At 62.0% G+C, this 18,408-nt stretch carries 20 protein-coding genes; 8 read left to right on the top strand and 12 right to left on the bottom strand.

Annotated features, from left to right (window positions below; all coding sequences use genetic code 11):
* Positions 1 to 4 precede the first annotated feature (4 nt).
* A complete protein-coding gene (locus JN12_RS08420) occupies positions 5 to 388 on the bottom strand; it encodes a type II toxin-antitoxin system PemK/MazF family toxin (RefSeq protein ID WP_145021094.1) in 384 nt (127 codons plus the stop codon).
* Entirely contained in the window at positions 381 to 617 is a 237-nt protein-coding gene (locus JN12_RS08415; protein WP_145021090.1) for an antitoxin, read from the bottom strand. The genes JN12_RS08420 and JN12_RS08415 overlap by 8 nt, the downstream gene beginning before the upstream one ends.
* 186 nt (positions 618 to 803) lie before the next feature.
* Between JN12_RS08415 and JN12_RS08410 the strand changes: the two genes are divergently transcribed.
* Genes JN12_RS08410 through JN12_RS08380 form a run of 7 tightly spaced genes read left to right on the top strand, consistent with a single transcriptional unit; the run spans position 804 to position 8,976 of the window.
* Positions 804 to 2,789 (top strand): proton-conducting transporter transmembrane domain-containing protein, encoded by a 1,986-nt coding sequence (locus tag JN12_RS08410; protein ID WP_246125801.1) that lies wholly within the window; start codon positions 804 to 806, stop codon positions 2,787 to 2,789.
* A 44-nt stretch (positions 2,790 to 2,833) separates the two neighbouring features.
* Positions 2,834 to 3,742, top strand: coding sequence for a respiratory chain complex I subunit 1 family protein (locus JN12_RS08405; protein WP_145021087.1), 909 nt, complete (start codon positions 2,834 to 2,836; stop codon positions 3,740 to 3,742).
* Positions 3,743 to 3,746: 4 nt separating this feature from the next.
* Entirely contained in the window at positions 3,747 to 4,388 is a 642-nt protein-coding gene (locus JN12_RS08400; RefSeq protein WP_145021084.1) for a hydrogenase, read from the top strand.
* 4 nt (positions 4,389 to 4,392) lie between these two features.
* Positions 4,393 to 5,829: a proton-conducting transporter transmembrane domain-containing protein gene (locus JN12_RS08395; RefSeq protein WP_145021081.1), complete on the top strand. Its 1,437-nt coding sequence runs from the start codon at positions 4,393 to 4,395 to the stop codon at positions 5,827 to 5,829.
* Positions 5,826 to 7,346, top strand: a complete 1,521-nt coding sequence (locus JN12_RS08390; protein WP_145021078.1) for a hydrogenase large subunit — start codon at positions 5,826 to 5,828, stop codon at positions 7,344 to 7,346. The genes JN12_RS08395 and JN12_RS08390 overlap by 4 nt, the downstream gene beginning before the upstream one ends.
* Before the next feature lie 18 nt (positions 7,347 to 7,364).
* Positions 7,365 to 8,222, top strand: coding sequence for an IclR family transcriptional regulator (locus JN12_RS08385; protein ID WP_145021075.1), 858 nt, complete (start codon positions 7,365 to 7,367; stop codon positions 8,220 to 8,222).
* A gap of 7 nt (positions 8,223 to 8,229) precedes the next feature.
* Complete coding sequence (locus JN12_RS08380; protein ID WP_145021072.1) at positions 8,230 to 8,976, top strand: NADH-quinone oxidoreductase subunit B family protein; 747 nt, start codon at positions 8,230 to 8,232, stop codon at positions 8,974 to 8,976.
* Positions 8,977 to 9,100: 124 nt separating this feature from the next.
* Here JN12_RS08380 and JN12_RS08375 read toward each other — a convergent pair whose 3' ends face one another.
* The 3 genes from JN12_RS08375 to JN12_RS08365 form a co-directional block, all read right to left on the bottom strand.
* The gene (locus JN12_RS08375) at positions 9,101 to 9,583 is read right to left on the bottom strand and encodes a GreA/GreB family elongation factor (RefSeq protein WP_145021070.1); all 483 of its coding nucleotides are present in this window, start codon (positions 9,581 to 9,583) and stop codon (positions 9,101 to 9,103) included.
* Between the two features lie 79 nt (positions 9,584 to 9,662).
* The gene (locus JN12_RS08370) at positions 9,663 to 9,890 is read right to left on the bottom strand and encodes a DUF1653 domain-containing protein (RefSeq protein WP_145021067.1); all 228 of its coding nucleotides are present in this window, start codon (positions 9,888 to 9,890) and stop codon (positions 9,663 to 9,665) included.
* Between the two features lies 1 nt (position 9,891).
* Positions 9,892 to 11,151 (bottom strand): GGDEF domain-containing protein, encoded by a 1,260-nt coding sequence (locus JN12_RS08365; RefSeq protein WP_145021064.1) that lies wholly within the window; start codon positions 11,149 to 11,151, stop codon positions 9,892 to 9,894.
* A 194-nt stretch (positions 11,152 to 11,345) separates the two neighbouring features.
* Here JN12_RS08365 and JN12_RS08360 point away from each other — a divergent pair, with 194 nt between their 5' ends.
* Complete coding sequence (locus JN12_RS08360; protein ID WP_145021061.1) at positions 11,346 to 11,657, top strand: hypothetical protein; 312 nt, start codon at positions 11,346 to 11,348, stop codon at positions 11,655 to 11,657.
* A 40-nt stretch (positions 11,658 to 11,697) separates the two neighbouring features.
* Here JN12_RS08360 and JN12_RS08355 read toward each other — a convergent pair whose 3' ends face one another.
* The 7 genes from JN12_RS08355 to JN12_RS08325 form a co-directional block, all read right to left on the bottom strand.
* Positions 11,698 to 12,480, bottom strand: coding sequence for a 3-hydroxybutyrate dehydrogenase (locus JN12_RS08355; RefSeq protein WP_145021058.1), 783 nt, complete (start codon positions 12,478 to 12,480; stop codon positions 11,698 to 11,700).
* A gap of 18 nt (positions 12,481 to 12,498) precedes the next feature.
* Positions 12,499 to 13,677, bottom strand: coding sequence for an acetyl-CoA C-acetyltransferase (locus JN12_RS08350; RefSeq protein ID WP_145021055.1), 1,179 nt, complete (start codon positions 13,675 to 13,677; stop codon positions 12,499 to 12,501).
* A 9-nt stretch (positions 13,678 to 13,686) separates the two neighbouring features.
* The gene (locus tag JN12_RS08345) at positions 13,687 to 14,331 is read right to left on the bottom strand and encodes a CoA transferase subunit B (RefSeq protein WP_145021052.1); all 645 of its coding nucleotides are present in this window, start codon (positions 14,329 to 14,331) and stop codon (positions 13,687 to 13,689) included.
* A 13-nt stretch (positions 14,332 to 14,344) separates the two neighbouring features.
* On the bottom strand, positions 14,345 to 15,037 hold the full coding sequence (locus JN12_RS08340; protein WP_145021049.1) for a CoA transferase subunit A: 693 nt from the start codon (positions 15,035 to 15,037) through the stop codon (positions 14,345 to 14,347).
* Positions 15,038 to 15,169: 132 nt separating this feature from the next.
* Positions 15,170 to 16,111: a branched-chain amino acid ABC transporter permease gene (locus JN12_RS08335; RefSeq protein ID WP_145021047.1), complete on the bottom strand. Its 942-nt coding sequence runs from the start codon at positions 16,109 to 16,111 to the stop codon at positions 15,170 to 15,172.
* Between the two features lie 55 nt (positions 16,112 to 16,166).
* A complete protein-coding gene (locus JN12_RS08330; RefSeq protein ID WP_145021044.1) occupies positions 16,167 to 17,072 on the bottom strand; it encodes a branched-chain amino acid ABC transporter permease in 906 nt (301 codons plus the stop codon).
* Positions 17,073 to 17,156: 84 nt separating this feature from the next.
* A complete protein-coding gene (locus tag JN12_RS08325; protein ID WP_246125800.1) occupies positions 17,157 to 18,383 on the bottom strand; it encodes an ABC transporter substrate-binding protein in 1,227 nt (408 codons plus the stop codon).
* Positions 18,384 to 18,408: the final 25 nt, after the last annotated feature.

Here is an 18,408-nt window from a genome sequence, read left to right as displayed (position 1 = left end):
GTGGTTATCCTTTATCCTGTTTGACAGGGCTGGGGTACGCCGGCGTCTCCTCGATGCCGAGTTGCAGGCAGAGTGCCTTATCCACCTGACTCATGAGCGTTTTGTTGATAAAGCCGAGCCGGTTACCGATCACGTTGGTCTTGTCGATGGTAATCAGGATATGGGAACTGATCTTGGCATCCTTTCCCAACCCGTTGCCCGAAGCCGGCAGGAATGTCTCGAAATCGTAGATCTTTCCCAGCCGGGTAAAACTCAGGGGAATAATGGTCACGACCGGCGAATACTCGTTGCTGATATTATTGCTCACCACCAGGCAGGGGCACACTTCCGGCTCCTGCACATCGGCATGGGGCAGTTTGACCGCATAAATTCCGCCGCGCTTAAACATCGCGCTTCTCCGTCACCGCTGCTTCGAATTTCTTCAGCACTTCCTTCGTATCTTCGGCAGTGGACTGATATCCTTCAATCAGCCCCTTGTACGCCTTCTTCTTCACCTCGTCGAGCTTTTCCCTGGCAGCCTCCTCCAGAAACTGGCTCAATCCCCGCTGCCCATACAGGGCCTTGATATCGTCCACGATCGTGGTTGGCAGCGTGATATTCAATCGGGTGTTCGGCATGACGGTACTCTCCTTGCTTATATGTCGTGCATTGTTCTGTATGTCTCATAATTTCATTGACGTATGCATATTTATACCATATATTTTTTGCATGTGTCATAAAATTTTACAACACATAACTATTTTGTGTCACCCTGGAGACGTGTCGTACCTCGATATGCGTGAGGGGGTAGGGGTGAGGTATCAGTGATAGTTTCCAGTGAGCCGGTGGTGTGCATTCTGACCGCGGCAACGCTGATGGCGCTCTCGGGGGTGCCGGGAGTGCTGTTGAATCGTCCGGTCTGGGGGCAGCGAATTGCCGCTGTCCTGGTTGTGCTGGCCGCGTTTCTCGGGGAGTTCGCCGTCATGGCGCTCATCAGCGGCTCTCCGGCAGCTGCCTACCAGATCGACTGGCCGTTGCCGTTCGGGCCGGCTCTTCTGTCCGTCGATCATCTCTCCACGCTGTTCCTCCTCCCCCTGTTTCTCGTTGCCGGGTGCGTCTCGATCTATTCACTCGCCTACTGGCCGGCCAGGGAAAAGGCCAGCGCCGGAAGGCTGACGCTGTTTCTCGGACTGTTCGCCGCAGCGATGGTCATGGTGGTCATGGCCCGCCACGGCGTGCTGTTTCTCATTGCGTGGGAGGTCATGGCCCTGTCGGCCTATTTCCTGCTGACCACCGAACAGCAGAGTTCCGAGGTGCAGCGGGTTGGCACCGTCTACCTCATTGCCACCCACACCGGCACCATGGCGCTGTTCGTCATGTTCTCACTGTTGCGCGCTACGACCGGCAGTTATACGTTTCCGGCAGCACATGCCCTGACCCAGTCGTGGCCCTATGCAACGGTCATTATTATTGCCGCCCTGATCGGCTTCGGCGGCAAGGCCGGCCTGATGCCGCTCCATTTCTGGCTTCCCGGGGCCCACGCCAATGCCCCCAGCCATGTGTCGGCCATGATGTCCGGCTTGATGCTGAAGATGGGGGTCTATGGCATCCTGCGGACACTGTCGTTCTTCGACCTGCTGCCGGTCTGGCTCGGCTGGCTGGTCCTCGTGCTCGGCGCCTGGTCCGCCGTCAACGGCATTGCCCTGGCTGCGGGCCAACGCGACCTGAAACACCTCCTGGCCTGCAGCAGCATCGAGAATGTCGGCATCATCTTCATCGGCATCGGGCTGGCGCTGGTCGGACTCCAACTGCACGCCCCGTATCTGGTGGTGTGCGGTCTGTCCGGCGCCTTCATCCATATCGTCAATCACGGTCTGTTCAAATCGCTCCTCTTTCTGGGGAGCGGGGTGCTGATCCATGGTACCGGCACCCGCGAAATAGACCGGATGGGGGGGCTTGGCCGGCGCATGCCGCTGACGACGCCGCTCTTCCTGATCGGCTCCCTTGCCATCTGCGGGCTGCCACCGCTCAACGGCTTTGTCGGGGAACTGTTCCTCTATGTCGGTGCCATCACCAACGGCATCGACGACCCTCTGCCGCTGACGGCCCTGGTGGCCCCGGTACTGGCACTGGTCGGTGGCTTGGCGGTCATTACCTTTGTCAAGCTCTACGGCATCATCTTTCTCGGCGCTCCCCGGTCGGCCGGCGCCGCCCAGAGCCATGAAGCACCGGCAACGATGACCGGTCCGATGGCCCTGCTGGCGCTGGGCTGCCTTGCCGCCGGTTTGGCGCCCGTGCTGCTGCTGCGGCTGGTTACCCCGGCAGTCGGACTGTATGGTGGCTTGACCGCACCGGCCATTGCCCGGGTAACCGGTCAGGTGCCCCTGGTGCCGCTCACAATGACCAATCTCCTGCTCCTCGTCCTCGTCCTGGTGGTTGGTACTGCATACCTGCTGCGGTTGCGCAGGCTGCCGCGCTCCCAAGGGGCCACCTGGGGCTGCGGCTATCTCGAACCGACGGCCAGAATGCAGTATACCGGTACCTCGTTCAGCGAAATGGTGGTATCGTTACTGGGAGGGATCGTCGCACCCCAGCGCCGGCGGCCCACCCTGGCCGCTCCGATGCCTTCTGCCGACGCAAGGTTTCAGTACGAGGTTACCGAAACAGTGCTCGACCGGATTCTGACTCCGGTCTTTCACCTGGCCGGCCTGGGCTTTTCCTATCTCAGGAGGGTGCAGCATGGCCAGCTTCATATCTACGTGCTGTATATCTTTGCCACGCTCTTTGTCCTGATGATCTGGACGCATTGACGTATGGGCGGCGGCGTTTCCGTCTTCAGTGAGGATGGCACCTTATGACCGATATCATCATCCATTGCGCAGTGGCGCTCTTCTTCCCACCTCTTCTGCTCGGGGTCATCGGCAAGACCAAGGCGGCATTTGCCGGCCGGGTCGGGGCCCCCTATTTACAGCCCTATTACGACCTGATCAAGCTGCTGCGCAAGGGGTCGGTCTTCAGCGACACCACCACCTGGGTCTTCCGTGCCGGCCCCGTGGTCACGCTGTCGGCTACTCTCATCGCCGCCCTATTGATACCGCTGGGTCGCCATGGCGCGCCGCTCTCCTTCAGCGGCGATCTCATTCTGTTTGCCTACCTGTTCGGGCTGGCGCGGTTCTTCACGACCATTGCCGCCCTTGATACCGGCTCGAGCTTCGAGGGGATGGGGGCGGCCCGCGAGGTGACCTTTTCCTGCCTTGCCGAGCCGACGCTCTTTTTTGCCCTGATTACCCTGGCCCGTATGAGCAAGTCGCTCTCCCTGTCGACCATCCTGACCCATCTCACCCCGGAGGTCTGGCTTGCCGCCGGGGCCAGCATGCTACTCCTGGCGGGGGCGCTGTTCATCACCCTGCTGGCGGAAAACTGCCGTATTCCCTTCGATGATCCCAACACCCACCTGGAGCTGACCATGATCCACGAAGTCATGGTGCTGGACCACAGCGGGCCGGCATTCGGGATCATCCTCTATGGCGCGGCACTGAAACTGTTCGTTCTCGGGGCGGTCTTCGTCAATGTCGCCCTCCCCGTTGCCACCGGCAACGCCCTGCTGGACTGGGCCATCTTCATTGTCGCCATGCTTGTCCTGGCAGTTGCCATCGGCGTTGTCGAATCGGTCATGGCCCGTTTGAGACTGGTGCGCGTGCCGCAACTGCTGGTCGGGGCCACCATCCTGTCCGCCTTTGCCATGCTGCTGGTCCTGAGGTGATCCTATGACTACGTTAGCCGATCAACTACTGGTGCTGGTGATGCTGATCAACCTGCTCATGCTCGGAACCAGCCGGCTGATCTTTTCCATCCGCGCCGTTGCTGCCCAGGGGGTGATTCTCGGCATTCTGCCGGGGCTGATCCACCCCTTTTCCGGTCACCTGGCCGGCATCACTGCCAGCATCATCCTGGCCAAGGGGATCGTCATCCCGTACCTGATCGGCGATGCGGTGCATAAGGCCCAGATCAGGCGCGAAGTGGAGCCGTTCATCGGCTATGTGTCGACCCTGCTCCTGGGCGCCGTCTTTACCGCCCTGTCCTTCGCCTTTGCCGAGAAGTTGCCCCTGGCGCCCGAACACAAGGATCTGCTGTTTGTGCCAGCCTCCATCGCAACCCTGCTGACCGGCTTCCTGCTCCTGACCACCCGGCGCAAGGCCATTTCCCAGGTTATTGGCTATCTGGTACTGGAAAACGGCATCTTCGTGTTCGGCCTGCTCTTGACCGAGGCGATGCCGGTCATGGTGGAGGCTGGCGCGCTCCTCGACCTGCTGGTGGGGATATTTGTCATGGGAATTGTCATCAACCATATCAGCCGGGAGTTTTCGTCCATCGACACCTCCCGCCTGCGGACCCTCAAGGAGGAGTAGCCGGATGTTGTCTGCCCTTGTTCTGCTCCCCCTGCTGGGGGCGTTGATTGCCTGGGTCGTACCGGACAACCGGTTGCGGCCCCTGGTCCTGCCACTGGTTGCCACGATCCACCTGGTCCTGACAACCATTTTGATGGGGAATGCGCCGCCGCCATCCGCCGGAGGATGGATCTGGCTCGACCCGCTGGGTAAGGTGGTGCTCCTGTGCATCTCTCTCCTCTTTGCCGTGTGCGCCTACTATGCGGTCGGCTATCTCTCCTACCGCCAGGAGCGTTCCAACCGGGTGCTCTGCATGGGGCTCCTGGTCTGCCTGTCGGCCATGGGGACGGTGACCATGAGCCAGCATCTGGGGCTCCTCTGGGTTGCCGTGGAGACCACCACGGTCTCCATGGCCCCTCTCATCTACTTCAACCGGAACGCCCGTTCCATCGAAGCGACCTGGAAGTATCTCATGCTCTGCTCCGTGGGGATCGGCCTGGCCCTGCTCGGGCTGATGTTTCTTGCCTATTCCACCTACGTAGCCCATCGCGATGCCACCCTGTTGCTCGGGCCGCTCATGTTCTCGGCCCGCGAGCTGAATCCGGGGTGGCTGCACGCCGCGGCGATTTTCCTCCTGGTGGGGTATGGTTCCAAGATGGGGCTGGCGCCGCTGCATGCCTGGAAACCCGATGCCTACGGCGAGGCACCGGGGCTGGTGGGAGCCCTGCTCGCCGGGGGGTTGGTCAACTGCGCCTTTCTGTCGATCCTGCGGGTGTACCAGATCTGCCTGGCCTCGGGCACCGAAATCCGGTTTTTCCAGCAGGCCCTGGTCGGCATGGGACTGGTGTCCATGGCCTTTGCCGCCGTCTTCATGGCCCGCCAGGCCGACTTCAAGAGAATGCTCGCCTATTCGAGCGTCGAGCATGTGGGGATTCTCGCCATCGGCCTCGGGCTCGGCAAGGGAGCACTGTACGGTGCGCTCTTTCACCTGCTGAATAACGGATTGACCAAGGGGGTACTGTTCCTGTCATCCGGCAACATCCACCGCTCCTATTCGAACAAGACAACCGACGCGGTCAAGGGGGTGCTGACGCGCCTCCCCTGGTCGGGAGGGCTGTTCCTGGCCGGGTTCATTGCCATCACCGGCTCCCCTCCGTTCTCGCCGTTCATCAGCGAGTTCACCATTGTCAGCAACGCCTTTATCGAAGGGCGCCATCTGGTGGGCGGCCTGTTTCTGCTCTTTCTGGTCATCGTGTTCATCGGCATGGCGTTGACCGTGCTGCCGATGGTCATGGGCGCACCTCCGGCGGATGTGGAATCGAGCGAGTATGAGGACCGCCTGCTGACGGTGGGGCCGCCGCTAGTCATGATAATCATCATCCTGGGGCTGGGGATCTGGCCGCCGGAGTTCCTGGTCGCGTTACTCAAGGACGGCGCCATCATGCTGGGGGTGCAATCGTGACCGGCTCGCTCCGCAGCATATACAACGGCTCTGCCATTTTGGTGGCCGACATCCCCGTAACCGGCTCCGGCCAGTTTCTCCAGAGCATCCTCGATTCAACCGACCATGGCTGGCGCGTGATCTCCTACTTCGGGATTCCTGCCGACGCCGAAATCGCGCTGTTCTGCGTACTCGCCAACAAGGCCGAAGGGAGGCTGGCCGTGACCCGCACGGCTGCCGATGGCACCACGTTCCCCTCCATTGCGTCCCTCTGCCCCCAACTGCAGCTCTTTGAACGGGAGATCGCGGAACAGTGCGGGCTGACCTTCAGCGATCACCCCTGGTTCAAGCCGGTACGCTTTCACCGGCCGTTCCGTGCCGGTCTCGACGCCTGGAACCGTCCGGAGGACGAGCCGCTCCGCGTGGGGGTCATGAACTATTTCCGGGTGGCCGGGGACGAGGTCCATGAAGTCGCCGTCGGACCGGTTCATGCCGGGATCATCGAGCCGGGGCATTTCCGCTTCCAGTGCCACGGCGAGGAGGTCTTCCACCTGGAGATATCGCTCGGCTATCAGCACCGGGGGATCGAGGCGGGTCTCCTGGGTGGGCCGTATCCGCGTACCCTCCAGCAGATGGAGACGGCCGCCGGTGACACCACCATTGGCCACGGACTGGCCTTTTGCATGGTCATGGAATCCCTGACCGGCGTCAGGGTCCCGCCGCGGGCCGAGGTGCTGCGGGGCATCGCCCTCGAACTGGAACGGCTGGCCAACCATACCGGCGACCTGGGGGCAATCGCCGGCGATGTCGGCTATCTTCCCACCGCCTCCTTCTGCGGCCGGATCAGGGGAGATTTCCTAAACATGACGGCTGTGCTGTGCGGCAGCCGATTTGGCCGGGGGCTTCTCACCCCCGGCGGCACGATCTTCGATCTTACGCCCGAGCACCGGGACGACCTGCTCAAACGGCTGGCCGATGCCAGGCGCGACCTTACCAATGCCGTGGAACTGCTCTGGAGCTCACCGTCGGTCATGGGGCGTCTTGAAGGGACCGGGACGGTGTCTCAGGAGACAGCCCTGGAACTGGGGCTGGTGGGGCCGGCGGCCCGGGCCTGCGGGGTCAAGCGGGACGTTCGCCATGACTATCCCTTCGGCATCTACCGGATGACCCATTTGCCGGTCGCTACGGCCTTTCACGGTGATGTCTGTTCCCGGACCATGATCCGCTGGCAGGAAGCCCAGAAATCCATGGATTTCATCGAAGAACAGTTGCGGCAGCTCCCCGGCGGAGGGCATCGGACGAAGGCGGCACCGTGCGCCGGTCTGAGCCTGGCCGTGGCCCTTACCGAGGGGTGGCGCGGCGAGATCTGCCATGTGGCGATCACCGACGACAAGGGGAGCTTTGTCCGGTACAAGGTTGTCGACCCCTCGTTTCACAACTGGCAAGGCGTTGCCATGGCGTTGCGGGGGGAGCAGATATCCGATTTTCCGCTCTGCAACAAGAGCTTCAATCTTTCGTATTGCGGATTCGACCTATAGGTGACAGGAGAGACAATTATGGCGCGCAGGCAAGGCAGCAGGAGTGCCGCAGAACCCTCTCAACACAAATCGTGGTCGCGGCATGATGACAAGTCGATGTACCAGATACAGTCGGTCATAAACGCGTTGAGCATACTGGAGCAGGTTGCAGGTTATGCAGAGGGAATGACCGTTGACCGGTTGCGAAAAGAGCTGGGGTTGACCAATGATGCGGTCTTACGCCTGATTGCAACCCTGGAGCGGCGCGGCTACCTGGAATTGGATCGTCTGACCAACCATTACCGCCTCTCGCTCCAGACGCTTAACCTGAGCCAGACATTCATCCGGCAGTCGACCCTGTTTCATCACGCGCGACCGATCATCGAGGAGTTGAGCCGGGAGTGCGGAGAAACGGTGTACATTGCGGTCTTCAGGGACAGGCAGTCCGTGTATCTGCAGCAGGCGGAAACCCGGCATTCCGTACGGGTGGTATCGCGGTTCGGCTCGCAACTTCCGGCCTACGGCTCGGCCGGAGGCAAGGTGCTGCTCGCCGGGATGGCTGCCGAGGCATTGGAAGCCTATCTGAAGGATACGGAACTGGTTGCCTACACACCGGCAACAATTACCGACCGTCAGGCGCTCGAGAGCCACCTGCGCCAAGTGGCCTCACAAGGGTTTGCAGTAAACGAAGAGGACCTGGAAAGCGGGGTGTGCGGGGTTGCCGCGCCGATACGCAACCATACGCGCCAAGTTGTTGCGGCGGCAGTCATTTCCGCCCCCACGATCAGGGTTTCGCCGCAGCGGCTCCATGACGAACTGGTCCCTCTGGTGCGGGCGGCGGCCGATCAGATTTCAAGCAGACTTGGTTACAACCCGGTTTCCCGGGAGGAAGGATAGCCCCGCCATGTTCCGTGCCATCATCTCCCGCATCAGGCAAGGACATCGCACCATGCCCTATCCCAAGGCGCCTCTGCAGATGCCCGACCGGTTCCGCGGCTATCCTGTCGTTTCAACGATGACGTCGTCTGCGGAACAGCATGAAGGGTCGGCTGTGTGCCCCTATGGCGCGTTTACCGTCGGCGATGGCGGGTGTCTGGACATGGGGAAATGTCTCTTCTGCGCCGAGTGTCCGGCAGGGGATATCCAATTCACCACGGACTACCAGCTTGCCGTCACCGACCGGGATCACCTGTTGGTGCGGCCCGGCTCGGAACACCACCACGCCCGGCCACTTACCCCCGATCTGCGCCGGATGTTCGGCCGGTCGCTCAAATTCCGGGAGGTCAGCGCCGGCGGGTGTAACGCCTGCGAGGCGGATACCAACGTGCTGTCGACCATCGGCTGGGATCTGGGGCGTTTCGGTATCCAGTTCGTCGCTTCGCCGCGCCACGCCGATGGACTCTGGGTGACCGGACCGGTGACCGAAAACATGGCACAGGCCCTGCTCACCACCTATGAGGCGATACCCGCCCCCAAAATCGTTGTCGCCTGTGGTGCCTGCGCCATCAACGGCGGACCGTACATCGATTCACCCCGGGTCCGGAACGGAGCGGCCAGCCTCGTTCCGGTCGATCTCTACATCCCCGGTTGCCCACCCCATCCTGCGACCATTCTTGATGGTCTTCTCCGTATTCTGGACAAACTGCGGTAGCCCGTCACCTGGCCCTTGGCGCCGGCACGATCTGGAGCGGGCCATGACGGGTCTATCCTGGCACATGCGGAACTGAAGGGGATCTGCCGCCGACGCTGAGCCGGCAATTCCCGAGGCAAGCCATTCAACAGACTTCAACGACGGTGAAGGTCTTGAGCGTTGCCCCTGTGCCGGTCTGCAGCTGATCTCCGGTCTGCTTGCCGATCAGGGCACGGCCAAGGGGGGATTGCGGGGTGATGACGAAGATCTCCGCCGCACCGTCGGCAATCTTCAGGCCGCCGGCCGCCGGGCCGAGGAAAACCTGTTTCCGGCCACCCTCGTCATCTTCCAGAACTACCAGGGCGGTCAGCCGGATCGGCGTGTCGTCGTCGAAATGGCGCAACTGCAGTGCCCGGTAGCTCTCCAATGCCCCCCTTATTTCCTGGGCGCGGTTGGCCTGTCCCTGGGCGATATAGGAGGCCTCCAGCGCCGTGGTGTCGTACTTGTTGTCGGGTGCGCACTCCTCATGGGTCGCCGCTTCATGGGCCGTACGGGCAGCAGTGGAGAAGACGGCGAAGTCGGCGGTGAGGAGTGTCCGAATCTGTTGCAGCAACTGCTCTTTGGTCATGTGGAGGTCGGTATCTTTCGGGGAGATGGCTGGGATGTATCTGTCGGGAGGGGCAATCTAGCAGAAACACCGGGAGCGGTCAATCGCCGCACCGGGCAAAACGGGGAACCCGTTGGCCGTCGACGTCGACCTCTTCCAAGAACATGGCAAGGGGCCTGACCCAGAGGGAGTGGTCGCCGTAGAGGCAGCGATAGACCACCAGCTCTTCTTCGGTTTCGCTGTGGCGGGCGATGCCGATCACCTGATAGTCGTTCCCCTTGTAGTGCCGGTAGCGCCCCGGCCTGACGGTCCGATCAATCTGTTTCATCTCACCTTCGCTTTCTTGGCAAAGCCAGGCAAACCTGGTTTCTTCCCTGATTCTTTGCCCGGTACAGCTCCTTGTCCGCAGCCTGTATCACCTCTTCCGGTGTCTGATGCTCGCGGCAGCTTTCGGCAACTCCGATGCTAACCGTGACCGTGGTCGTGACACCGTCTTTGGCCCCGGTCCGCCGTTTTTTCCCCTGACTGCTTTCCTTCGGGCGGTCCTCGCCCCTGATAACCAGCCGGTATTCTGCTATCTCCTTGCGGAGTGTCTCGAGATACTGCTCCGTTTCCCCTGCCCGCAACCGTTCGAACAGGATGGTGAACTCCTCTCCACCGTACCGGTAGGTTTTACCGCCACCGCCGACGCGGGCCAGCTTCGCGGCCACAAGTTTCAGGACCTGGTCGCCGACATCATGACCGTAAGTATCGTTGAATTTCTTGAAGTGGTCGATATCCACCATCGCTATGGAGAAGTCGCGTCCCACACCGTACAGTGACTCGTTCAGCGCCCGGCGGGAGGGGATGCCGGTCAGGTCGTCACGAAAGGCCAGGTTGTAGGAGTCCTGGAGAATACCGGTGGTGGCAATGACGCCGGACGCCAGGCAGAAGACCGTGGCCGCATGGGGGGACGCCAGCCAGTTGCAGGCAATGAAGAGCGCAGCGAGCACACCCAGGGAGCAGCTTGCCATGGGGGTGTTCTTCAGCACGTACAGGGCGAGTATGCCGAGGAACGATACCAGAAAGAGTAACAGCGCAGGTTGGGAGATGGTGAAAAGGTCTATTCTCTGGAGGTTGAGAAGATTTCCCTCGAAAAGCGGCTGGAGTTCCGTGAAGTGGTAGTGAAAGATGAAGTAGGCGACAAAGGCCTGTGCTCCAAGGCCCGTGAGCCGGACTCTGCCGGCTTCGGTAAAGATTCCCCGTTCGGGGATGAGGTTGAATATGAACAGATTGATCGGTATCACGGTGCAGAGGGCGTGAAACAGTGCCCGCTGCTGGAGTAGTTCAAGACCGTCGACAAGGAAGGACCGGTAACACCAGTAGAAGACGGTCAGTGTCAGGAGGATGAAGAATGGGCGACCCCGGTGAAAATGGACGGCCAGAAGCATGCCGGCCATGGTGGCGAGATAGGGGGAGATGGTGAGCAGCTGCGCCCAGGAGGTATCCAGTGCCGGAGCCAGGTACAGACCGAGCCCGGCTAGCATCAGGGTGACTGCCGGAATGGCGAGGATCCGTAGTGCTGCCGGGTTGATTTTCAGGTGGGCCAAGGTTTCTCCGGATCGGAAAGGTGCTGCCTGCTATGTTCGTTCACAATTTCTATCGGATGCACCCTGGATTTCTGAAGGCTGCCGTGTCGCCGCAAGACAGGTTTAGTTAAAGGGTTTCCTTGCCCGACCGAAGAGAATGAAATGTTTCTGAAATTGCATTAATCAAGCTCCGTTGCAGCCAGAGGAGGTAACAGATGCGTCTATTGCTCGGTACCGTCATTGCCGTATGGTTTTTGATCGCGCTGTCATCAGCGGTCCAGGCTGGATCAGTCTATCTGAAAGATGGAGGGATTGTCGAATGCGAGTCGTTCCGGCGCAAGGGCGACCAGATTATCGTCAAGGTGAACCGTGACGTGGTGGTCGAGTTCGGCAGCGAAGAGATCGACCTGAAGAAAACGCTGCAGGCGAAAAAGCTGAAGAGCGGCCGGCATATTCAGCAAAGGTCCGGTCTACGCTGTCGGCCTCTTTCTTCTTCCGTTCATCTTTTTCCCGCTGCTCGCCTTTGACGGTTCAGAGTACAGCGGGTAGCTTCGTCTGCTGCCTTGCTTACTGTGCGGTCCAGCCGCCATCGACAGGAATCGCCGTACCGGTGATCTGGGCGGCGGCATCGGAGCAGAGGAACAGTACCAGCTGACCCAGCTGTTCCACGGTGACGAACTGGCGGGAGGGCTGTTTTTCCGCCAGGAGCTGTCTCCCCCCTTCCTCCACGTCCACCCCCAGGGCCTCGGCCTTGGCCGCGATCTGCGGCTCGATCAGCTCGGTGCGGGTCCAGCCGGGACAGATGGCGTTGCAGGTCACGCCCGAGCCGGCCGTCTCCAGTGCCACCTCTTTCGTAAGCCCCACCAGGCCGTGTTTGGCCGAGATGTATCCCGCCTTGTTCGCCGACGCGACCAGACCGTGCACCGATGCGGTGTTGACGATGCGGCCCCATCCCTTTTGCCGCATGCCGGGAAGCGCACGGTGGATGGTGTGGAACGCCGAGGAGAGGTTGATGGCGATGATTGCATCCCACATTTCGGGAGGGAATTCCTCGATCGGCGCCGTGTGTTGGATGCCGGCGTTGTTGACCAGGATGTCGACCCCGCCGAGTCGGCCTTCCGCTTCTGCCACCATGGCCGCGATCTCCTCGGGCCGCCGCATGTCGGCCCCATGGTAGAGGACGGTGATGCCGTGTTCCTCGGCCAGGGAGGAGCGGAGACGCTCGATCTCGGTCGGTGCGGCAAATCCGTTCAGCATGATGTTGCATCCCCTGGCGGCCAGTGCCCGGGCGATGCCGAGACCGATGCCGCTGGTCGATCCGGTGATGAGTGCGCACTTTCCCTTTTCCATGGAACTGTCCTTTCCGTGTTATCTTTCAATCACCATGGCGATTCCCTGGCCGCCGCCGATGCAGAGGGATGCGAGGCCGAGCTTGGCGCCGCATTTCGCCATCTCATGCAGGAGGGTCACCAGTATCCGCGCCCCGCTGGCGCCTACCGGATGACCCAGGGCGATGGCGCCGCCATTCACGTTCACCCGCCTGCTGTCCAGCTGCAGCTCCCGGATCACTGCCAGCGACTGGACCGCAAACGCCTCGTTCAGCTCGACCAGGTCGATATCGTCCGCGGTCAGGCCTCCCTTTGCCAGGGCCTTGCGAACCGCCTCCACCGGCCCCATCCCCATGATCCGCGGATCGAGCGCTGCCGAGGCCCAGCTCCGGATGCGGGCCAGCGGCTTCACCCCGGCCGCCTCGGCCCGGCCCCGCTCCATGAGCAGGAGCGTTGCGGCTCCGTCGTTGAGCCCGGAGGCATTGCCGGCAGTGACCACGCCGTCGCTGCGAAAGGCCGGCTTGAGGCGTCCCAGGTTCTCCATGGTGGTGTCGCTGCGGGGGTATTCGTCGATCGCAACCAGGGCAGTTTTGCCGCCTTTGCCGGCCACCGGCACCGGTATCAGTTCCTCATGGAACCGCTTTTCCCTGATGGCCTTGCCGGCCTTTTGCTGGGACTGGAGGGCAAAGGCGTCTGCCTCTTCGCGGGAGATCCGCCATTGGTCGGCGATGTTTTCAGCCGTGACCCCCATATGGATGTCGTGGAAGGCGTCGGTGAGCCCATCCCTGAGGAGCGTATCCTCCAGGATGCCATTACCCAGCCGGTAGCCGGTCCGGGCGTTGGCGAGGAGGTACGGTGCCCGGCTCATGCTCTCCATGCCGCCGGCCACTATCACGTCCGCTTCGCCGGCGGCAATGGCCAGCGCCCCCAGTGCCACGCTCTTCAGCCCGGAGCCGCACAGCTTGTTCACCGTGTAGGCGGGAACCGTTTCGGGAATGCCGGCCCTGACCGCTGCCTGCCGGGCCGGATTCTGGCCGCACCCGGCCTGGAGGATCTGGCCCATGATCACTTCCTCTACCGCCTCTCCGGGAATGCCCGAGCGTTGCAGCACCGCCTCGATGGTCAGCTGCCCGAGGCGGGCTGCCGGCACGGTGGCCAGGGCGCCGTTCAGGGCGCCTATGGGAGTGCGGGCAGCAGCCGCAATGACAACCTCTCTCATGATCGACTCCTATGTCAGGCCGGCCGACACGGTAACCGGCGGCTCGGTACAAGCCAGGATCTCATCCACGGTGTGGCCCGGCGCCAGCTCCACCAGGCAGAGCCCCGCGGGGGTCACGTCGAGAACGGCCCGGTCGGTGATGATCCGGTTCACCACCCGCTCTCCGGTGAGCGGCAGGGTGCAGCGGTTCAGGATCTTCGGCTCGCCGTGCTTGTTCACATGCTCCATCAGCACCACGACCTTCCTGGCGCCGTGCACCAGGTCCATGGCGCCCCCCATCCCCTTGACCATCTTGCCGGGAATCACCCAGTTGGCCAGGTCGCCGCTGGCCGAGACCTCCATCCCGCCCAGGATGGCCAGGTCGATGTGGCCGCCCCTGATCATGGCGAACGAGTCGGCGCTGCTGAAGGTGCAAGCGCCGGGGATCATGGTGATGGTCTCCTTGCCCGCGTTGATCAGTTCAGGGTCCAGTTCTTCCTCGGTAGGGTAGGGGCCGATCCCCAGGAGGCCGTTTTCCGACTGCAGGACAACCTGCATCCCCAAGGGGATGTAGTTGGCCACCAGCGTCGGCATGCCGATTCCCAGGTTGACGTAAAAGCCGTCCCGTATTTCCCGGGCGGCCCGCCTGGCCATCTCTTCGCGTGTCAGAGGCATAATGGTCTCCTTTCTATCCCCGAACGGTGCGTCGCTCGATCCGTTTTTCGTAGCCGGTGCAGGCAATGATCCGCCGGACATAGATGCTCGGGGTGTGGATCTGGTCCGGATCGAGTTCCCCGACTTCCACCAGCTCCTCCACCTCGGCAACGGTGATCCGGCCGGCAGTGGCCATCATCGGATTAAAGTTCCGGGACGTTTTACGGTAGACCAGGTTGCCGAGCCGGTCCCCCTTCCATGCCTTCACCAGGGCGAAATCGGCTGTCAGGGCTATTTCCAGCAAGTAGTTCCTGCCATCGAAGCTGCGGATCTCCCGCCCCTCGGCCAGGGGGGTGCCGACTCCTGCCGGGGTGTAGAAAGCCGGGATGCCGGCGCCGCCGGCCCTGATCCGCTCGGCCAGGGTCCCCTGGGGAACCAGTTCCACCTCCAGTTCGCCGGCCAGGTACTGGCGCTCGAACTCCCTGTTCTCACCCACATAGGAGGCGACCATCTTCCTGATCTGGCGATTCCGGAGGAGGATGCCGAGTCCCCAGTCGTCAACGCCGCAGTTGTTGGAGATGACCGTCAGGCCGGTCACCCCGGTGGCGGCTACCCCCTGGATCAGTTTTTCGGGAATCCCCACCAGGCCGAAGCCGCCGGCCATGACCGATGAACCGCTCGTGAGCCCGGCCAGGGCCTCTTCGATGGTTGTGCAGACCTTTGTCATTGTTGATCCTCCGCAAGAATCCCGGATTCAGGATTGTAGGTTGGGTTAGCGCCAGCGTAACCCGACAAATACCGCTGATTCGTTGGGTTACGGCGATACAACCGCCTAACCCAACCTACGTTTGTTCAAGAGCTACAGCGACCGCTTCAAAAGCCGCCCCAGTTCACCCACGAACCCCCGCCGGAAGGCGAGTACGCAGATGACGAAGATGGCGCCGATGACCACCGTTACCCAGGAACCGATGGCGCTCAGCTTGGAGTGGAGCGTGACCACCGTGAAGGCGCCGGCCAGCGGCCCGAGGACCGTGCCGAGCCCTCCCAGCAGGGTCATGAGCACCACCTCGCCCGACGTGTGCCAGTTGACGTCCGTGAGCGACGCCAGCTGGAAGACCAGGGCCTTGGCAGCTCCGGCCATGCCGGCCAGGGAGGCGGAGATGACAAAGGCAATCAACTTGAACCGCTCCACCTTGTACCCGAGGGATACGGCCCGCGGCTCGTTCTCCCTGATCGCCTTCAGGACCTGGCCGAAGGGGGAATGAATGGTCCGGTGGACCAGCCAGAACCCGATACAGAAGAGGGCGAAGACGAAGTAGTAGAGGTTCAGCTCCAGGGTCTTGCCCCACAGGTGGTAGACGTGGTCCAGGTCGAGCATCCCCAGGAGCCTTCCCCGAGGGATGTCCTGCAGGCCGTCCTCGCCGCCGGTGAACGGCGCCTTGATGGCGACGAAATAGATGATCTGGGCCAGGGCCAGGGTGATCATGGCGAAGTAGATCCCCTGGCGGCGGATGGCCAGGCTGCCGAAGACGAACCCCAGCGCACCGGCGAAGAGGGTGCCGGCCAGTACCCCCAGTTCCGGGGTCAGGCCGGCATTCTTCACCAGGTAGCCGGTCACGTAGGCCGCGCCACCGAAGAAGGCGGCATGGCCGAAGGAGAGGAGTCCCGAGTAACCGAGCAGGAGATTGAAGGCGCAGGCAAAAAGTGCGAAGCAGAGGAGCTCCATCACGAATACCGGGTAGATGACAAAGGGGGCTGCCAGACCCGCTACCAGGAGCACCAGCCAGAGCGTGCGATTCATACCGTCTCCCTTTAGAGTCTGCCGGGAAATAACAGTTACATTTCCTGGCAGACTCTTACTGTTCCTTGCCGAAGAGCCCGGCCGGCTTCACCAGCAGGACCAGCACCATCATGAAGAAGATGACCGTGCTGGATGCCGGCGGGTAGATCACCTTGGTCAGCCCCTCCACCATGCCGAGGGCCAGCCCGGTGACGATTGCCCCCATGATGGAGCCCATGCCGCCGATCACCACCACCGCGAAGACGGTGATGATCATCTCCGCCCCCATGACCGGGCTGACGGAGTAGATCGGTGCGGCCACCACCCCGGCAAAGGCGGCCAGCCCCACTCCGTAGCCATAGGTCAGGGTGACCATCAGGGGTATGTTGATGCCGAATGCCTGCACCAGGTGCGGGTTTTCGGTGCCGGCCCGCAGATAGGAGCCGAGCCGGGTCCGTTCGATCATGAACCAGGTGCCGAAGCAGATTGTCAGCGACACCACGATCGACCAGAGCCGGTAGGTGGGAAACATCATGAATCCCAGGTTCACCACGCCGTTCAGGAGCTCGGGCTTGCCGTCGTACGGGGTGCCGGAGACGTTGAAGTAGTTGGTGAAAATCCCCTGGAAGATCAGCGCCACGCCGAAGGTGAGGAGGAGGCCGTAGAGGTGGTCGACCCGGTAGAGCCGGCGCAGCATGGTCCGCTCCAAAATGATGCCGATCCCTCCTACCACCAGTGGCGCGACGATCAGGGCGGCCCAGTAGTTGAGGCGGAATTCGGGCATCCCCAGGAGCGGCCCCAGTTCCGTGTAGCCGAGCAGGGCCACGAAGGCCCCCAGCATGTAGAGGGCGCCATGGGCGAAGTTGATGATGTTCAGGAGGCCGAAGATCACCGCCAGCCCCAGGCTCAGGACGGCGTAGAAGGCGCCGTTGTTGAGCCCGAGCATCAGTTGCGACATGACGGTCTGGAATGTGACGTCCATGGTGCCCTCTCCGTTGTTCTGCGTGGGGGCGGGGTCACCCCGCCCCTGTTTTATGCCCATAAATCGGGCGGCGCAACGCCGCCCCTACTTCTTTACCTGTGAACAGACGCTCTCGGAGAGCGGCATGAAGGCCTGGTCGCCGGGCACGGTCTTGACGATCTTCAGGATGTCCCACTCCCCCTTGGATTCGGACGGTTTCTTCACCTCCATGAGGTACATGTCGTGCACCATCCGGCCGTCGGCTCTGATCTTCCCGTTTACCGCAAAAAAGTCGCTGATGTTCATGGAGCGGAGCTTGGCCATGACGGCATCCGGGTCGTCGGTGCCGGCGGCCTTGATTGCCTTCAGGTAGTTCATGGTGGCGGAGTAGGCGCCGGCCTGATCCATGGTAGGCATCGCCTTGTGTTTGGCGTAGAACCGCTTGGACCAGTCGCGGGTCGCCTTGTCACGGTCCCAGTAGAAGCCGCTGGCAAACTGCATACCCTGGGCGGTGTTCAGCCCCAGGCTCTTCACGTCGGTGTCGAAGACCAGCATGCCGGCAATGATCTGCCCTTTCTGGACGATGCCGAATTCACGGGCCTGTTTCACCGCGTTGGTGAAGTCACCGCCGGCGTTGGCCAGGCCGATCACCTTGGCGCCGGAAGACTGGGCCTGCAGGAGGTAGGAGGAGAAGTCGGCAGTGGAGAGGGGATGCCGCACCGAGCCGACCACCTTGCCCCCCAGCTTCTGGACGAAATTGCTGGTGTTCTTCTCCAGGGAGTGGCCAAAGGCGTAGTCGGCGGTGATGAAGTACCAGCTCTTGCCGCCGTGGCTGACGATGGCGCTGCCGGCCACGTTGGCCAGGGCGTAGTTGTCGTAGGCATAGTGGATGCCGTAAGGGGTGCAGTCCTTGTTGGTCAGGTCGGTGGAGCCGGCACCGGTGTTCATGGTGATCCGCTTCTTGTCGGCGCCGATCTTCTGCACAGCAAGGGCGCAGGCCGAGTTGAGCAGACCGGTCACCATGTCCACCTTGCCGGTGTCGAACCACTCCCTCGCCTTGGTGGAGGCGATGTCGGCCTTGTTCTGATGGTCGGCGGAGATGACCTGGATCGGCTTGCCGAGCACCTTGCCGCCGAAGTCTGCCACGGCCATCTCAACCGCGGTCAGGGTCCCTTTGCCGCCAATGGCCGAATAGACACCGGACATGTCGGTAAGGACGCCGATCTTCACCACGTTGTCGGAAATCCCCTTGGCGGGTGCGGCCAGTGCCGGGGCTGAGGCCAGCACCCCGATCAACATCCCTGCCAGTGCCTTGCGAAGCATCACGTTCATTGTCATTCTCCTTTCGTCTGCTCGA

The organism is Geobacter argillaceus (assembly GCF_007830735.1).
GTDB lineage: Bacteria > Desulfobacterota > Desulfuromonadia > Geobacterales > DSM-12255 > Geomobilibacter > Geomobilibacter argillaceus.
Note: the sequence above shows the minus strand (reverse complement) of the source record. Positions and strands in the feature narration are given on the sequence as shown.

What these genes read in the sequence shown, in the direction of transcription:
- JN12_RS08420 (WP_145021094.1), bottom strand. Translation starts at nt 388, where the DNA reads ATGTTTAAGCGCGGCGGAATTTATGCGGTCAAACTGCCCCATGCCGAT.
- JN12_RS08415 (WP_145021090.1), bottom strand. Translation starts at nt 617, where the DNA reads ATGCCGAACACCCGATTGAATATCACGCTGCCAACCACGATCGTGGAC.
- JN12_RS08405 (WP_145021087.1), top strand. Translation starts at nt 2,834, where the DNA reads ATGACCGATATCATCATCCATTGCGCAGTGGCGCTCTTCTTCCCACCT.
- JN12_RS08400 (WP_145021084.1), top strand. Translation starts at nt 3,747, where the DNA reads ATGACTACGTTAGCCGATCAACTACTGGTGCTGGTGATGCTGATCAAC.
- JN12_RS08395 (WP_145021081.1), top strand. Translation starts at nt 4,393, where the DNA reads ATGTTGTCTGCCCTTGTTCTGCTCCCCCTGCTGGGGGCGTTGATTGCC.
- JN12_RS08385 (WP_145021075.1), top strand. Translation starts at nt 7,365, where the DNA reads ATGGCGCGCAGGCAAGGCAGCAGGAGTGCCGCAGAACCCTCTCAACAC.
- JN12_RS08380 (WP_145021072.1), top strand. Translation starts at nt 8,230, where the DNA reads ATGTTCCGTGCCATCATCTCCCGCATCAGGCAAGGACATCGCACCATG.
- JN12_RS08375 (WP_145021070.1), bottom strand. Translation starts at nt 9,583, where the DNA reads ATGACCAAAGAGCAGTTGCTGCAACAGATTCGGACACTCCTCACCGCC.
- JN12_RS08370 (WP_145021067.1), bottom strand. Translation starts at nt 9,890, where the DNA reads ATGAAACAGATTGATCGGACCGTCAGGCCGGGGCGCTACCGGCACTAC.
- JN12_RS08360 (WP_145021061.1), top strand. Translation starts at nt 11,346, where the DNA reads ATGCGTCTATTGCTCGGTACCGTCATTGCCGTATGGTTTTTGATCGCG.
- JN12_RS08355 (WP_145021058.1), bottom strand. Translation starts at nt 12,480, where the DNA reads ATGGAAAAGGGAAAGTGCGCACTCATCACCGGATCGACCAGCGGCATC.
- JN12_RS08350 (WP_145021055.1), bottom strand. Translation starts at nt 13,677, where the DNA reads ATGAGAGAGGTTGTCATTGCGGCTGCTGCCCGCACTCCCATAGGCGCC.
- JN12_RS08345 (WP_145021052.1), bottom strand. Translation starts at nt 14,331, where the DNA reads ATGCCTCTGACACGCGAAGAGATGGCCAGGCGGGCCGCCCGGGAAATA.
- JN12_RS08340 (WP_145021049.1), bottom strand. Translation starts at nt 15,037, where the DNA reads ATGACAAAGGTCTGCACAACCATCGAAGAGGCCCTGGCCGGGCTCACG.
- JN12_RS08335 (WP_145021047.1), bottom strand. Translation starts at nt 16,111, where the DNA reads ATGAATCGCACGCTCTGGCTGGTGCTCCTGGTAGCGGGTCTGGCAGCC.
- JN12_RS08330 (WP_145021044.1), bottom strand. Translation starts at nt 17,072, where the DNA reads ATGGACGTCACATTCCAGACCGTCATGTCGCAACTGATGCTCGGGCTC.
- JN12_RS08325 (WP_246125800.1), bottom strand. Translation starts at nt 18,383, where the DNA reads ATGAACGTGATGCTTCGCAAGGCACTGGCAGGGATGTTGATCGGGGTG.